The organism is Flavobacterium sp. (genome assembly GCF_047602195.1).
In the GTDB taxonomy this organism is placed as follows: domain Bacteria; phylum Bacteroidota; class Bacteroidia; order Flavobacteriales; family Flavobacteriaceae; genus Flavobacterium.
The window spans coordinates 2,538,407-2,554,887 of sequence record NZ_JASGHW010000004.1; the positions used below are offsets into that span (position 1 = coordinate 2,538,407).

General features: G+C 47.5%; 9 protein-coding genes, 2 tRNA genes, 3 rRNA genes and 2 pseudogenes. 5 read left to right on the plus strand and 11 right to left on the minus strand.

The features are described from left to right. Nucleotides 1-3: 3 nt before the first annotated feature. Entirely contained in the window at nucleotides 4-1,905 is a 1,902-nt protein-coding gene (glgB, locus tag QM717_RS17385) for a 1,4-alpha-glucan branching protein GlgB (RefSeq protein WP_415039410.1), read from the minus strand. 114 nt (nucleotides 1,906-2,019) lie between these two features. Further along, the gene (locus QM717_RS17390; protein WP_415039412.1) at nucleotides 2,020-3,354 is read right to left on the minus strand and encodes an APC family permease; all 1,335 of its coding nucleotides are present in this window, start codon (nucleotides 3,352-3,354) and stop codon (nucleotides 2,020-2,022) included. Between the two features lie 96 nt (nucleotides 3,355-3,450). On the opposite strand from QM717_RS17390, the gene QM717_RS17395 reads away from it, so the two are divergent. The 4 genes and pseudogenes from QM717_RS17395 (at nucleotide 3,451) to QM717_RS17410 (ending at nucleotide 6,130) form a co-directional block, all read left to right on the plus strand. Then, a complete protein-coding gene (locus tag QM717_RS17395) occupies nucleotides 3,451-4,314 on the plus strand; it encodes an alpha/beta hydrolase (RefSeq protein ID WP_415039414.1) in 864 nt (287 codons plus the stop codon). Nucleotides 4,315-4,324: 10 nt separating this feature from the next. Further along, nucleotides 4,325-4,715 (plus strand): annotated as a pseudogene (msrB, locus tag QM717_RS17400) (peptide-methionine (R)-S-oxide reductase MsrB). A 54-nt stretch (nucleotides 4,716-4,769) separates the two neighbouring features. After that, nucleotides 4,770-5,399 (plus strand): endonuclease III domain-containing protein, encoded by a 630-nt coding sequence (locus QM717_RS17405; RefSeq protein ID WP_415039416.1) that lies wholly within the window; start codon nucleotides 4,770-4,772, stop codon nucleotides 5,397-5,399. Between the two features lie 176 nt (nucleotides 5,400-5,575). After that, entirely contained in the window at nucleotides 5,576-6,130 is a 555-nt protein-coding gene (locus tag QM717_RS17410) for a 2'-5' RNA ligase family protein (RefSeq protein ID WP_415039418.1), read from the plus strand. Nucleotides 6,131-6,502: 372 nt separating this feature from the next. On the opposite strand, the gene rrf is transcribed toward QM717_RS17410, so the two are convergent. The 6 genes from rrf to QM717_RS17440 form a co-directional block, all read right to left on the minus strand. Beyond that, nucleotides 6,503-6,612, minus strand: a 5S ribosomal RNA gene (rrf, locus tag QM717_RS17415). Between the two features lie 108 nt (nucleotides 6,613-6,720). After that, a 23S ribosomal RNA gene (locus tag QM717_RS17420) occupies nucleotides 6,721-9,593 on the minus strand. A 156-nt stretch (nucleotides 9,594-9,749) separates the two neighbouring features. Further along, nucleotides 9,750-9,823, minus strand: a tRNA-Ala gene (locus QM717_RS17425). A 72-nt stretch (nucleotides 9,824-9,895) separates the two neighbouring features. Next, nucleotides 9,896-9,969 (minus strand) — tRNA-Ile (locus QM717_RS17430). An 87-nt stretch (nucleotides 9,970-10,056) separates the two neighbouring features. Beyond that, nucleotides 10,057-11,572 (minus strand): 16S ribosomal RNA (locus QM717_RS17435). Together the 16S, 23S and 5S rRNA genes with 2 tRNA genes alongside form the textbook arrangement of a ribosomal RNA operon. Nucleotides 11,573-12,260: 688 nt before the next feature. Beyond that, nucleotides 12,261-12,926, minus strand: coding sequence for a DUF4294 domain-containing protein (locus tag QM717_RS17440; protein ID WP_415039420.1), 666 nt, complete (start codon nucleotides 12,924-12,926; stop codon nucleotides 12,261-12,263). Between the two features lie 81 nt (nucleotides 12,927-13,007). Between QM717_RS17440 and QM717_RS17445 the strand changes: the two genes are divergently transcribed. Further along, nucleotides 13,008-14,096 (plus strand): M42 family metallopeptidase, encoded by a 1,089-nt coding sequence (locus QM717_RS17445; protein WP_415039422.1) that lies wholly within the window; start codon nucleotides 13,008-13,010, stop codon nucleotides 14,094-14,096. Nucleotides 14,097-14,188: 92 nt separating this feature from the next. Here the strand turns inward: QM717_RS17445 and QM717_RS17450 are convergent, their stop codons facing one another. The 3 genes and pseudogenes from QM717_RS17450 to QM717_RS17460 all read right to left on the minus strand — a co-directional run bounded on the left by QM717_RS17450 (nucleotide 14,189) and on the right by QM717_RS17460 (nucleotide 16,417). Beyond that, the gene (locus tag QM717_RS17450; protein WP_415039424.1) at nucleotides 14,189-14,713 is read right to left on the minus strand and encodes a hypothetical protein; all 525 of its coding nucleotides are present in this window, start codon (nucleotides 14,711-14,713) and stop codon (nucleotides 14,189-14,191) included. A 193-nt stretch (nucleotides 14,714-14,906) separates the two neighbouring features. Continuing rightward, complete coding sequence (locus QM717_RS17455; protein ID WP_415039426.1) at nucleotides 14,907-15,275, minus strand: ankyrin repeat domain-containing protein; 369 nt, start codon at nucleotides 15,273-15,275, stop codon at nucleotides 14,907-14,909. A 190-nt stretch (nucleotides 15,276-15,465) separates the two neighbouring features. Continuing rightward, nucleotides 15,466-16,417 (minus strand): annotated as a pseudogene (locus QM717_RS17460) (phosphoribosylaminoimidazolesuccinocarboxamide synthase). Nucleotides 16,418-16,481: the final 64 nt, after the last annotated feature.

The window sequence follows — 16,481 nt, forward strand, 5'->3', positions numbered from 1 at the left end:
CGATTACATTTTAAATACCACAATTCCCAAAGGCGGTAAAGTCAGCCCTGCCGAAAATTCACGCCCGTCCCAAGCTTTTTTGTCAATTTTTAGGGGCTTGGCATAGGTCACGCCACTTCCACCGTATTGCTTGTCATCGCTGTTGAAAATTTGGGTCAGTTTTCCTTTATGGGGCAGGCCGATGCGATAGTCTTCACGTACAACCGGCGTAAAATTACAAACCACCACTACATTTTCTTTGGGGTTCTCCCCTTTTCGGATAAACGAAATCACAGCATTCTGGTGGTCTGAATAATTGATCCATTCAAAACCTTCGGGACTGAACTGCTTTTCGTAAAAGGCGGGATGGCTTCGGTACAATTGGTTCAAATCGGTGATCAATTTTTGAACCCCGCTGTGGAAATCGTATTGCAGCAAATCCCAGTCGAGGCTGCCGGCGAAATTCCATTCGCGGCTTTGGCCAAATTCGGATCCCATGAACAACAATTTGGTTCCCGGATGCGCAAACATGTAGCCGTACAACAACCGCAGATTGGCAAAGCGTTGCCACTCGTCTCCCGGCATCCGTCCGGCTATAGAGGCTTTGCCGTGCACCACTTCATCGTGCGACAACGGCAGCATAAAATTTTCGCTGTAGGCATACGTCATTGAAAAAGTTAGGTCGTTCTGGTGGTACTTGCGGTAAATGGGTTCGCGCTTGAAGTATTGCAGCGTATCGTGCATCCAGCCCATCATCCATTTCATCCCGAAACCGAGGCCGCCCACATAGGTCGGTTTGGAAACCATCGGGAAAGAGGTGCTTTCCTCGGCAATGGTCTGCACACCCTCGAAGGTACTGTAAACCGCCTCGTTGAAATCTTTGAGGAAACTGATGGTATCGAGGTTTTCGCGTCCGCCGAATTCATTCGGTTCCCATTCGCCTTCGTTGCGTGAATAATCGAGGTACAGCATCGAGGCCACTGCATCGACACGCAAACCATCGGCATGGTAATGCTGGAGCCAGAAAAAGGCATTGCTGATCAGGAACGATCGCACTTCATTGCGGCCGTAATTGAAAACCAGGCTTTTCCAATCCGGATGATAGCCTTTGCGCCGGTCGGGATGTTCGTACACATTCGAGCCGTCGAAATACCCCAAACCGTGACCGTCTTCCGGGAAATGAGAAGGCACCCAATCGAGGATCACGCCAATCCCGGCCTGGTGCAGTTTATCGATGAGCACCATGAAATCCTGTGGCTTCCCGAATCGCGCCGTGGGCGCAAAATAGCCCACCAATTGGTAACCCCAGGAAGGATCGTATGGATATTCCATGATGGGCATGAATTCGACATGGGTAAACCCGGTTTGTTGGACATAAGCCACGAGTTCGTCGGCGAGTTCGAGGTAAGTCAGGAATTGACCTTCTTTGTTCAACTTCCAGGAACCCAAATGTACCTCATAGACCGAAAACGGTTGGTTCAGCGCATTGGTTTCCTTTCGCGATTTCATCCATTGGGTGTCTTTCCATTTGTAACCAAGTTCCCAGACGATTGATGCCGTTTGTGGCGGATGTTCGCAATACAAGGCAAACGGATCGGCTTTTTCGGTGACGATGTTCTTGTTGGTCGAATGGATTTTGTATTTGTAAATGGCCCCTTTCCCTACATCCGGCACAAAGCCTTCCCAGATTCCTGAGCTGTCCCAACGCGGGAAAAGTTGGTGCGTATTTTCGTTCCAATGGTTGAAATCCCCGATGACCGAAACGGTATGCGCTGCGGGCGCCCAGACTGCAAAGTAGGTTCCTTTGATGCCGTCGACTTCAATCAAATGCGCGCCGAGTTTTTCATACAGACGGAAATGCTTCCCTGCCTTGAACAGGTCGATGTCGAAATCGGTGAAAAGTGTGTGGGACTGAATGGCGTTCATGGTGTTGTTTGATGAGATTGGTTGTTGTTTCGGCTGGTCCTAGCCCCGATTAAGCCGGTATCCTTTTGTGTAGTTTACGCAACAAAAGATAAAGGCGAAAGCGGGAACAAGCTCCTAATCAAAAGTATCACTATTATCCGGTTTGACCAAAAGCTTGTATCCGGCAAACGAAACAACGGTGAAAACCAGTACAATGAACAGGCTCAACTGGTCACTGACTGCAAATCCGATGAACAAGATAAAGGTCACCACCAAAGCCAACCAAGTGGAGAACGGATAGGCAAAAGCCTTATACGGACGTGGCAAATCGGGTTCTTTGTAGCGCAAACGGATCAGTGAGGCAAAGGCAAATCCGGTAACGATGGTCATCATGAATACCGAAATGGCGAACAAGGTTTCGAATGAACTGATGCAAATCAGCACAAAGGCAAATGCGTAGCACAGCAACAAGGCGCGATAAGGCGTTCCGCCCCGGTTGACGGCCATGAACTGGCGCGCAAAAAAACCATCGCGGCTGAGCCCGAACATGATGCGCGAAGGAATCAACATGTAGGCATTGAGGATGCTGACCAAAGAAAAGATGGCCACGGCAGTCATGAACGTCCCACTCCAACTTCCAAAGGCGGCAGTGGCTGCCTCCGAAGCGGCCAAAGGTGATCTGGCGATGGCTTCAACCGGAAGAATGTAAAGTACGGCCGCATTGATTAGCACATACAGGACGCCGATCGTGGCTGCCCCCAACAGGTAAGATCTTGGGATGTTCCTGGCCGGGTCGCTGTCTTCTTCGGCGAAAAAAGAAACCGACATCCAACCGTCATAGGCACCGCTGATGAGTTGTACTGCCTTGAAGAAAGCGATGATACCGCCACCGGCGAGCATTTGTCCCGTCACTTGTACGGCATCGGCCGATAGGGGTTGGGCCAGAAAACAACCGACAATCAGCACGAGAAACAATACGATCTTGATGGCACTGGTGGTTTTCTGTACCGCACTTCCGGCCTTGATCCCGGGAAGGTGAATCGCCGTGAAAAAGGTCAGGAAGCCCAATGCAATTATTTTCTCATGCCCCGCAAATTGAGGAAAAACCAACAGGCAATATTCTCCCAAGACGATGCAGAAGTAGGCCGGCGCGATGGCATTGGTCAGGAAATCAAACCAACCGTTGAGGAATCCGGCATAATTTCCGAAGGCGCGTTTGATGTAATTGTAAGCGCCACCGGCCTTGGGCATCATGGTCGTGAGTTCGGCATAGGAACTGGCCGAAAGCACGATGTAAAATGCCATCAAAATCCAACAGCCCAAAATGAGTCCGGCATCGGGGGTCAAGGCGGCGATACTGCCCGGCGCGCGCAAAATGCCGACACCGATGGTGCTCCCGACCACAACTGCCAAACCAAAGGCCAAACCCAAAACTTTGCGTAGACTGTGGTGCGGAGTGTTTTCGTCCATTCGATCGAGCGTTTTGGAATGATTTAAGTTTTATTTATGATTCCCAATTTAACATAAAAAAGCATAAAATGGTAACTTGCCGTAAATTTTAGCGGAATGTCAAAAAAAGCCAAGAACCAAGCGCAATCCTTGAAAATTCCGAGGATAATCATCCTGACTGCTAAACTTATAGCGTTTATTTCGACCAAATGGATCGTGCGATTTGCCGCCCGCTTGTTCACTTCCCCGATCAAACACAAAATCCCGAAGCGCGAATTTGAAATGGACCGCCACAGCGTCCAGGAAAAATTGCATGTTCCCGAAATCGGCAAAGACATTGTCGTTTATCGTTTGGGCGACGGACCCAAAAAAATATTGCTCGTCCACGGATGGTCCGGGCGCGGTACACAACTCGTCAAATTTGCCGACGCACTGGTCGAAACGGGATTTTCGGTCGTGAGTTTCGATGCACCCGCACATGGAAAATCACCTGGAAAAACGACGCTGATGCCCGAATTTATTGCCTCGATTCTTGAAATCGAAAAACAATACGGCCCATTTGAAGCGGCAATCGGCCATTCTTTGGGCGGTATGTCTTTGCTCAATGCCATGCGTTTGGGATTGAAAGCCAAGCATTTGGTTATCATCGGCAGTGGCGACATCATCAAGGACATCTTTGATGATTTTGTCTTCAAGATGGAACTCCAACCTGAAATCAGCGACCTTATGCGCGACTATTTCGAACACAAATACAACAAGACGATGGCCGAGTTTTCCGCTTCACTTTCGGCTCAGGTGATTGACATCCCGGTGTTGGTGATCCACGACCATGATGATGCGGAAGTGCCTGTTTATTGTGCCATCAACATTCATAAAAACCTCAAAAATGGCCAACTGATGCTGACCAAAAAGCTCGGCCACCGCAAAATATTGGGCGATCCTGAAGTCATCCGGCAATCGCTCGAATTCATCAACGCTTAAAATTTTACCCATGGAATATCCAGTCAACAAATCAGAAGAACAATGGAAAGAAGAACTCGGATTGGAACGTTACCGCATCCTGCGTCAAAAAGGCACCGAATTCCCGCATTCCGGAAAATACAACCTAACCTTTGACAAGGGCACTTATATATGCGGTGCGTGCGGCGAGCCTTTGTTCGAAAAGCGATTCCAAATTCAATTCGAGTTGCGGCTGGCCGTCATTCGACGAATCGATTCCGGGCAAAGTAGAATACATCCGCGATACTTCGCACGGCATGATCCGCACCGAGATTTTGTGCGCGAATTGCGGCAGTCACCTCGGTCATGTGTTCGATGACGGACCGACCCAAACCGGTGTGCGCTACTGCGTCAACTCGCTTTCGATCGATCTAAAGGGGTAATTTAGAATCAGTCCGAGCGGTAATTTTGCTAATTTTAATCAAATGGATTTATTTATGGCAACTACCGACTGGGGCGCGGCACTGGAGCCGCTTATCGCCCAATACAAAAACAAGAAGCATCCGCTCGATTACCACAATGTATATCAATTGATGGTCATGGTCGTTTTGTCGGCGCAGGATTCGGACGCGCACATCAATAAGCTCGCCCCTGCCCTTTTCGAAAAATTCCCGAACCTCAAAACGTTGGCCAAAGCCGAGAAGGACGAGCTCGAACCCTTTGTCGGCAAAGTGCGTGGTTTCGATAAGAAAGCCGATTGGCTCATCGGGATTGCACGCGAGCTCAAGGACGACAAAAACATCCCGAGCACGATGAAGGATTTGACCGCACTCAAAGGCGTCGGCAGGAAATCGGCCAATGTCATCATGCGCGAAGCCGAAGTCCCGGCCGAAGGCATCATGGTCGATCTGCATGTGCTGCGCGTCGTGGACCGCCTGGGCATTTCACACGCCAAAACCGGTGACAAGATGGAAAAAGACATGATGGCTGTCATCCCGCGTGAACTCTGGGGTGAAACCGGAATGGCCATTTCATTTTTGGGTCGAGAAACCTGCCGCCCGACCAATCCCAAACACGAGCAGTGCGTCATGAAAACACATTGCGAATACTGCCGTATTCACGGATAGAAAAAAATATTTTGCGTACACGCGCTAGAAATCGCAGTATAGATTTGCTACTTTGACCATGCCGGCGTTTCCAGATTGTGCTTATATTTGGCCTAATTTTATGTACCGTCCTATCTTTTGCTTCGCCGGTTCGCCCTTTGGCCTCGATCCTCAATCACACCAATTTAATAGCAACTATGGTTCATATTCCCGAATATTCTTTGGTCATCCGTCCGCCACAGCACATCATTGATGATGTAGCGGCCTTAAAGAAAAGACTCAAGGAAGAAATCGGTTGGTTCGGGAGTGCCAATGCACAGGCACATGTTACCGTTTTTAATTTTGACGCCACGCCAGACGAACTGTTCCTCTGGAAAAAAAACATCCACCGGTTTTGTGAAGCCATCATTCCGGAAAAGGTCACCTTTGATCATTTTGACACCTTCCCGCCACGCACTTTTTTTATCGCTCCCAATGCTGTCTCTATGCGTTATTTGAACGAAATCATCACCAGGTTTGCACGCTTCATCCAAGAAAAACCACAAGCACATGCGCACATGTCGGTGGCCCGGAGCCTTAAAGACGGGCAATTGGAACAAGCCAAGCGTTTGTTTGGCAACAAACCGATTCATTTTGAGTTCCTTTGCGGTGGATTGACATTGCGCCAATTTGACAATGAAACCAAACAATATGCGCACATTGTCGAGCAATTCCCGTTTATTGGCCAGCCCCAACCGAATTTGTTTTCTTAAATCGTTTCTGAATTTCTACGATTCAAACTAAAATAAAGCCTTTCAAATCATTTCGACCTTTTGTTGGGCGTGCCGGCGCTTGAAGTTAGCTGCTAAGAATTAAATTTGGTTGCGCGCCGTCGGGCTGTCCGCTGTATCTTTTATTCGCTGCGCTCCATAAAAGGATGCCGCTTCCATCCCTCACGCGAACGGCAGCTCATCATTCAACATTCGTTGATCGGCATTCATCATGCCCCCCCGGAACAAAAACAAAAAACCCCTCATCGAAGATGAAGGGTTTCTTTAAGAAAGGCGGCGACCCGAGGGCGTAGCCCGAATCGCGCCGCACCTATAAAAAAATAAAGCCCAGCTAAAAAGCTGGGCTTCACAAAAGAAAGGCGGCGACATACTCTCCCACAGGATTGCAGTACCATCTGCGCAGGCGGGCTTAACTTCTCTGTTCGGGATGGGAAGAGGTGAGCCCCGCCGCAATAACCACCTTAGGCCGTTACGCGATCGGATTTCGATCACATTATATTGTTGACACACTGGGATAAAGAATATACTTTGGTTTTAGAAAGTTTGCCCCGGGCCTTGCGGCCCGGGTGCGCGTACATAAGCTTACGGGTTATTAGTACTACTCGGCTATGACATTACTGCCTTTACACCTGTAGCCTATCGACGTGGTCATCTCCCACGACCCTTAAAAGAAATCTCATCTTGTGGTGGGTTTCGCGCTTATATGCTTTCAGCGCTTATCCCTTCCCGACGTAGCTACTCTGCGGTGCCCCTGGCGGGACAACAGATACACCAGCGGTCGGTCCAATTCGGTCCTCTCGTACTAGAATCAGATCCACTCAAATTTCTAACGCCCGCAGTAGATAGAGACCGAACTGTCTCACGACGTTCTGAACCCAGCTCGCGTGCCACTTTAATGGGCGAACAGCCCAACCCTTGGGACCTTCTCCAGCCCCAGGATGTGACGAGCCGACATCGAGGTGCCAAACCCCCCCGTCGATATGAGCTCTTGGGGGAGATCAGCCTGTTATCCCCGGCGTACCTTTTATCCTTTGAGCGATGGCCCTTCCATGCGGAACCACCGGATCACTATGCTCTACTTTCGTACCTGATCGACCTGTATGTCTCTCAGTCAAGCTCCCTTATGCCATTGCACTCTACGCACGGTTACCAAGCGTGCTGAGGGAACCTTTAGAAGCCTCCGTTACTCTTTTGGAGGCGACCACCCCAGTCAAACTACCCACCAAGCAATGTCCCCCGCAGTACGGGGTTAGGCTTCAGATAAGCAAAGGGTGGTATTTCAACAATGACTAACCGACGCCTGGCGACGCCGGATCGAAGTCTCCCACCTATCCTACACATCACTTATCCAAAGTCAATACTAAGCTATAGTAAAGGTGCACAGGGTCTTTTCGTCCCACTGCGGGTAAACGGCATCTTCACCGTTACTACAATTTCACCGAGCTCATGGCTGAGACAGTGTCCAGATCGTTACACCATTCGTGCAGGTCGGAACTTACCCGACAAGGAATTTCGCTACCTTAGGACCGTTATAGTTACGGCCGCCGTTTACTGGGGCTTCAATTCAATGCTTCTCCGAAGATAACATCTCCTCTTAACCTTCCAGCACCGGGCAGGTGTCAGGCCCTATACTTCATCTTACGATTTTGCAGAGCCCTGTGTTTTTGATAAACAGTCGCCTGGACCTCTTCACTGCGGCCAGCTTGCGCTGGCGACCTTTCTCCCGAAGTTACAGGTCTATTTTGCCTAATTCCTTAGCCATGAATCTCTCGAGCACCTTAGGATTCTCTCCTCGACTACCTGTGTCGGTTTACGGTACGGGTTGTATCAATCTAAGTTTAGAGGTTTTTCTTGGAAGCCCTTAGGTACACTATCACTTTGTCCGAAGACTCCGTGTACTATCGCATTTCACCATTCCCTACGGATTTGCCTATAAGGAATATAGCTAGGTGCTTCAACGAACTATTCCGTCAGTTCGCGGTACTTTCATCACTCCGTCACCCCATCACAACTGATACAAGTACGGGAATATTAACCCGTTGGCCATCGACTTCCCCTTTCGGGTGCGCCTTAGGACCCGACTAACCCTCAGCTGATTAGCATAGCTGAGGAAACCTTAGTCTTTCGGTGTGCGGGTTTCTCGCCCGCATTATCGTTACTTATGCCTACATTTTCTTTTCCAGAAGGTCCAGCATGGCTCACGCCACACCTTCAGCCCCGCTGGAATGCTCCCCTACCACAGAATAAATTCTATCCATAGCTTCGGTACTACACTTATGCCCGATTATTATCCATGCTCGTCCGCTCGACTAGTGAGCTGTTACGCACTCTTTAAATGAATGGCTGCTTCCAAGCCAACATCCTAGCTGTCTGGGCAGACAAACCTCGTTCTTTCAACTTAGTGTAGATTTTGGGACCTTAGCTGATGGTCTGGGTTCTTTCCCTCTCGGACTTGGACCTTAGCACCCAAGCCCTCACTGCTGGTAATCATTATATAGCATTCGGAGTTTGTCAGGAATTGGTAGGCGGTGAAGCCCCCGCATCCAATCAGTAGCTCTACCTCTATATAACTGTATCCAGCGCTGCACCTAAATGCATTTCGGGGAGTACGAGCTATTTCCGAGTTTGATTGGCCTTTCACCCCTACCCACAGGTCATCCGAAGACTTTTCAACGTCAACCGGTTCGGACCTCCACTGTGTGTTACCACAGCTTCATCCTGCCCATGGGTAGATCACACGGTTTCGCGTCTAACACTACCGACTAAAGCGCCCTATTCAGACTCGCTTTCGCTACGGATCCACATCTTAAATGCTTATCCTTGCCGGCAACGTTAACTCGTAGGCTCATTATGCAAAAGGCACGCCGTCACCCCACGAAAGGGCTCCGACCGCTTGTAGGCGTATGGTTTCAGGATCTGTTTCACTCCGTTATTCACGGTTCTTTTCACCTTTCCCTCACGGTACTGGTTCACTATCGGTCTCTTGCGAGTATTTAGCCTTGGCGGATGGTCCCGCCGGATTCAGACAGGGTTTCACGTGCCCCGCCCTACTCAGGATACCACTATCCATAACATCGCTTACCCATACGGGGCTATCACCCTCTATGGCGAACCTTTCCAGGTCCTTCCGGTTCACTTTGCATGAAATATCGTGGTCCTACAACCCCAGACATGCCGTAACATTTCTGGTTTGGGCTAATCCGCTTTCGCTCGCCACTACTCACGGAATCACTTTTGTTTTCTTCTCCTGCGCCTACTTAGATGTTTCAGTTCAGCGCGTTCGCCCCCTATCGGGTAATGCATCTTCAATGCATTGGGTTGCCCCATTCGGAAATCCCCGGATCAACGCGTGTGTGCCGCTCCCCGAAGCTTATCGCAGCTTATCACGTCCTTCTTCGCCTGCAAGAGCCTAGGCATCCCCCATACGCCCTTATTTTGCTTATTGTACTTTTCGTTGATGGCATCACTGCCACAACTGTGTTCTTTCTACTTTTTGTATTTTCTTATCCCAATATGTCAATGAACTTCTGTCCGTTTGTTTAACCGTTTAGTCGTCGAACCGGTCAACCGATCAAACGATGCCCCGATTAAACAGGACCAGTGGAGAATATCGGAGTCGAACCGATGACCTCCTGCGTGCAAGGCAGGCGCTCTAGCCAGCTGAGCTAATCCCCCATTTCAGATTCCTTCGCAAGAATCCCAAACGATGGAACCCAACCTCCAGAATTTCCTTAACTTAAGTATCAGTAGTCCCGGGCAGACTCGAACTGCCGACCCCTACATTATCAGTGTAGTACTCTAACCAGCTGAGCTACGAGACTCTGTTTTACTTAAATTGTATTTTGAACCAACAGCGAGAGTAAGCAAAAAACGTCTTCATCCAGACAATCAAGGCGTCGTTTCTCTAGAAAGGAGGTGTTCCAGCCGCACCTTCCGGTACGGCTACCTTGTTACGACTTAGCCCTAGTTACCAGTTTTACCCTAGGCAGCTCCTTGCGGTCACCGACTTCAGGCACCCCCAGCTTCCATGGCTTGACGGGCGGTGTGTACAAGGCCCGGGAACGTATTCACCGGATCATGGCTGATATCCGATTACTAGCGATTCCAGCTTCACGGAGTCGAGTTGCAGACTCCGATCCGAACTGTGACCGGCTTTGTAGATTCGCTCCCCCTCGCGGGGTGGCTGCTCTCTGTACCGGCCATTGTAGCACGTGTGTAGCCCAGGGCGTAAGGGCCGTGATGATTTGACGTCATCCCCACCTTCCTCACAGTTTGCACTGGCAGTCTTGCTAGAGTTCCCGACTTGACTCGCTGGCAACTAGCAACAGGGGTTGCGCTCGTTATAGGACTTAACCTGACACCTCACGGCACGAGCTGACGACAACCATGCAGCACCTTGAAAGACGTCCGAAGAAGGGCATGTTTCCACGCCTGTCGTCTCTCATTTAAGCCCTGGTAAGGTTCCTCGCGTATCATCGAATTAAACCACATGCTCCACCGCTTGTGCGGGCCCCCGTCAATTCCTTTGAGTTTCAGGCTTGCGCCCGTACTCCCCAGGTGGGATACTTATCACTTTCGCTTAGCCACTGAAGTTGCCCCCAACAGCTAGTATCCATCGTTTACGGCGTGGACTACCAGGGTATCTAATCCTGTTCGCTACCCACGCTTTCGTCCATCAGCGTCAATCCACTGGTAGTAACCTGCCTTCGCAATTGGTATTCCATGTAATCTCTAAGCATTTCACCGCTACACTACATATTCTAGTTACTTCCCAGTAATTCAAGCCCTGCAGTATCAATGGCAATTTCCCGGTTGAGCCGGGAGATTTCACCACTGACTTACAGGGCCGCCTACGGACCCTTTAAACCCAATGATTCCGGATAACGCTTGGATCCTCCGTATTACCGCGGCTGCTGGCACGGAGTTAGCCGATCCTTATTCTTACGGTACCGTCAAGCCGGTTCACGAACCGGTGTTTCTTCCCGTACAAAAGCAGTTTACAATCCATAGGACCGTCATCCTGCACGCGGCATGGCTGGTTCAGGCTTGCGCCCATTGACCAATATTCCTCACTGCTGCCTCCCGTAGGAGTCTGGTCCGTGTCTCAGTACCAGTGTGGGGGATCTCCCTCTCAGGACCCCTACCCATCATCGTCTTGGTAAGCCGTTACCTTACCAACTAACTAATGGGACGCATGCCCATCTTGAACCGTTGTGACTTTAATAATAATATGATGCCATACTATAATACTATGGGGTATTAATCCAAATTTCTCTGGGCTATCCCCCTGTTCAAGGTAGGTTGCATACGCGTTACGCACCCGTGCGCCGGTCTCAATGGAGCAAGCTCCATCTACCCCTCGACTTGCATGTGTTAAGCCTGCCGCTAGCGTTCATCCTGAGCCAGGATCAAACTCTTCATCGTATATTTTTATATTATTTACGACGTGATTCCTTGACTTAGTCCGATATTCTAACGTATCTTTCTTACTCTCTTTATTTGTTTCAACATCTCTGTTGAAACGGCTGTCAATCCAATATGTCTATGAACGTGTCATTCTTTTTAATCTCGCCATCCTTTCGTTTGGCGGGTGCAAAAGTACAACCCTTTTTCGCATTTCCAAGTCTTTTCCGAAAAAAATTTCAAACTTTTTTCCTAAGCCCTGATTTACAGTAAAAAATGTGATTTTGCGATGCCTTTCGTAAAAAGCCGGACGGCAAAGATATAAACTCTTATCCTATCCTGCAAAACTTTTTTCTGCTTTTCAAAAATCCGATGAACGTGCTGCTTTATTGCGGGTGCAAAAGTAGTACGCTTTTTCGCATTTCCAAACTTTTGGAGAAACTTTTTTTTATTATTTTCTTCATTTTCCCTTAACACACTGGCAAGACGCAAGTTGTAAATCAAAGTTTTTTTGCCCGCCCCGCACGCGTGAGGGATGGAAGCGGCATCCTTTTGCGGCCGAAGCGCAGCGAAGGCTGTAAAAGATAAAGCGGACAGCCCGACGGCGCTTTTAAAAATGTCATTATATAATCACTAGGTTGATAGCGCCGGCACGCCCATAAATAAAAAATCCGCCACAGGGGACGGATTTATATTACTTATTATAGTATTACTTTTTAACTGCCTTCTTCTCCCAATATTCGGTGAGTTCATCGAAGTCGACCGGATTGGCAGCTTCTTGCTTAACTAGACGACCGCGATTAAAAGCACGGACCAATATGGTTTCGATGAGAAAGTCTTCGTTGTCTTCGTAAGGGGAATATTTCCTCTTGATATCGATATCGAATATCTTGCCGGTATTGTTGTACCAAAAGGCTTTCCAGCCGCTTTTGAGGTCCTTGATCAAGTCGAACGTGGTATGCCCGGTTTGGCGATAGACCAATTTGACGAGAATCTGGCCTTGTTTGCGCGAGAGTTTCTTGAGCCGGTCCTCGAATTCGTTCTCCATATAATTCTCGACAATCTTGAAATATTTCTTTTTCTCGCGGTTGGTCTTAAGGGCCGTCATTCCTTTATTGAGCGCGGTCAATCTATCGGCGGCGATTTTGGCATAGGGATATACTTTATAGACACGGTTTTGAAGCAGCAGCCAGGCTTTCTTTTCCTCGGCGGTCATTTTGTCTTTGGTGACGTAGATTTCTTCGAGCTCGATGGTTTCGACTATCGTATCAGATTCTTCTAAATTGTAAGTGATTTTTGTTGAATCACGTTCAACCTGGGCATTGGCGGCAAAGGAAAACAGGAAAACAAATAGAAGATATTTGATCATTTTCATACGTTGAAATTTATGGGTCAAAATTATACATTAAATACACAACTGTGGTGCCAAATTTTTAAATTAGCCAAAAAAACAAAAATGAGTACAAAAACAATACTGAAAAAATCCTCACTTGACTTTTTAGAACGATACCTCAATAATGCCTCTCCTACCGGATTCGAGGCAGAAGGCCAGAAAATCTGGATGGATTACCTCAAACCGTATGTAGATACTTTCATTACCGACACCTATGGATCGGCGGTTGCGGTGATTAATCCGGAAGCCAAATACAAAGTAGTCATTGAAGGCCACGCCGATGAAATTTCGTGGTATGTGAATTACATTACCGACAACGGTTTGATTTATGTCATCCGCAACGGTGGTTCCGATCACCAGATTGCTCCTTCCAAGCGCGTGAACATCCACACTAAAAATGGAATCGTCAAAGGCGTTTTCGGATGGCCGGCCATTCACACCAGAAGCCGTGGCAAGGAAGAAGCGGCAAGAATCGACAACATTTTTATTGACATCGGCTGCAGCAATAAGGAAGAAGTGGAAAAAATGGGCGTGCATGTGGGCTGCGTCATTACCTATCCTGATGATTTTATGGTCCTGAACGGGAATAAATTCGTATGCCGTGCGATAGACAACCGAATGGGTGGTTTTATGATCGCCGAGGTCGCGCGCTTGTTGCATGAGAACAAAAAGAAATTGCCGTTCGGGTTGTACATCACCAATTCGGTACAGGAAGAAGTTGGATTGCGCGGGGCAGAAATGATCACCAAAACGATCAAACCCAATGTGGCCATCGTGACCGATGTGTGCCACGACACGACCACGCCAATGATCGACAAGAAGATCGAAGGTGATCTACAGATGGGCAAAGGACCGGTCATTGCGTATGCGCCGGCAGTACAGAATAAATTGCGTGAATTGATTGTCGATACCGCCCAGGACAAAAAGATTCCGTTTCAACGGCATGCGTCTTCGCGCGTAACCGGAACCGATACCGATGCTTTTGCCTACAGCAATGGCGGAGTCGCCTCGGCTTTGATTTCACTGCCTTTGCGTTACATGCACACCACTGTTGAAATGGTACACCGTGACGATGTCGAAAATGTGATCAGGCTCATTTACGAAACGTTGTTGAACATCAAAAACGAAGATACTTTTTCTTATTTCAAATAAAATACAGACCAAACTGAAAATAAAAAAGCACCGTGATGAGCGGTGCTTTTTGTTGTAAACTAACTCTAATTAACTTATTTATGAAAAATAATTTAGTTTTCGGCAACAATTGAATTCTTGTTGATTTTGTCGAAATCCAGACACATCATTTGTGTCGGTACAGTTCCTTCAATGATTGCGTTATCTTCAGCGATGATGTCCTCGATGGTTCTCTCGAGATACAACGGTTGAATTTCGGCAGAAGCCTCACTGTCGATGATTTTATTGTCCTGAACGATAATTTCTTCTGTTGGAATTTCAAAGTAGAAGAAAATATAACCTTCATCGGTGATGATGCTTTCGGTTATTTTTTTGTCTTGCGCGATTACCTCTTCGATTGGTTTTTCAGCCGGCAATACAATTACCGTTTCCGGATTGAGTATTGTTTTGTCTTCCACTGGGGAAAATTTCCCGATTTCTGCAGGCGTTTGCTCTGTAAGTAAGTTCTCGAACTGTTGGGCTTTTACAGCAGCGACAGTTGAAAGATTGGCATCGACTCCTTTAACAAGAGTGGTTTCGGCCACAGCATGGTTGACGGTTGCCAACAATGCGATTCCTAAGGTGATTAACTTTTTCATGATGATTGATTTTGATGATTGATGATTTAAATGATTGTATTAATATTCTATGCAAATATATATCTTTTAAACAGTATCTTGTTTTGCATAGTACTTAATCTTAACTTATAATTAACATTTATGTTTTCGATTTGATTCTTAAAAATGGACTTATAAAAACCGAGGCACTGTGTTTACAGTGCCTCGGAAGATATTACTTCTTTAAAAGTTCCATTGCTTCTTTGGCATTAGACAAGGTGGCATACTTCAAAGCAGTGTAGCCTTTTTCATTTTTCTTGTCTTTGTTGGCGCCATTTTCCAAAAGAAATTTGATGATTTCAACATTGTTGTAACGTGCCGCTACCATCAATGGGGTCATGTCATTGGACATTTCATTGACGTCCGCTCCATATTCAACAAACTTTTTGACTACTTCAACCTCACCCTTGCTGATCGCAACACAAAGTGGTGTGCTTGAAAATTCAACTGTTGAGATTGTTTTTGGGAAACTTTCATTTGAAGCAAATGAAACATTAGAAAAAGCGATAAACGCCGCTCCGAGAATAATGATTGTTTTTTTCATGATGATTTAAATTTGATTTCCGTTGGCTACGCCGTCGGGTTGATGATTTTATAACATAGACGTCTGCCAGAAGCAAAACGTTACGAAAAATTCAAATTTTAACATATATTTAAACCACCTGTTCAAAGAACGCAAATTTTAAAACAAAAAAACCGCCCAACAGGCGGTTCTAATATAAAATGCAAAGTGCTTACTTACTCAGGAAAGCCAAAACATGCGCTTCAATCCGTTTGTCAATATCGGTAATATCGGCCTTTACGAAAGGTTCGCCAAGGATGTTTTCATACAATTCGATATAGCGCTCCGAAACAGATGCGATATATTCGTCGGTCATTTCAGGAATTTGCTGTCCTTCTTTCCCCTGAAAGTTATTGGCAATCAACCATTGACGGACAAACTCCTTTCGAAAGTTGTTTCTGCCCTTCGCCCCTATCCTGCCTTTCCTGATAGCCCTCTGCATAGAAATAACGAGAGGAATCCGGCGTATGGATCTCGTCGATCAAAACAATCTTTCCCTCTTTCGTTTTACCGAATTCGTATTTCGTATCCACCAATATAAGTCCACGTGCAGCGGCAATACTCGTCCCGCGTTGAAACAAAGCATGCGTGTAATGCTCGAGCACACGATAATCTTCTTCGGATACGATTCCTTTGGCTATGATATCTTCACGCGAAATATCTTCATCGTGTTCCCCGTTGTCCGCTTTGGTAGACGGCGTAATGATCGGTGATGGAAATGGGTCGTTTTCCTTCATCCCTTCCGGAAGCGATACACCGCACAATGTCCTTTTCCCCAACGCATATTCGCGTGCAGCGTGGCCGGAAAGATAGCCGCGGATGACCATCTCTACCTTAAATGGCTCGCACAGGTGTCCCACCGCAACATTCGGGTCTGGTGTGGCGATCAGCCAATTGGGAACAATATCATTGGTCAGCTCCATGAATCTGGTCGCAATCTGGTTCAGGATTTGTCCTTTGTACGGAATGCCTTTGGGCAGAACCACATCGAAAGCCGAAAGCCTGTCGGTGGCCACCATGACCAATAGTTCGTCGTTGATGTTGTATACTTCGCGTACTTTGCCCCGGTAAACCGATCGTTGTCCTGGAAAATTAAAATGCGTGGTGGTGATGGTGTTGCTCATGTTGTTGTGTTGTTTATTTCCCGAATGCATTTCGGAGGCACAAAAGTAATCGGTTTTACCTTAA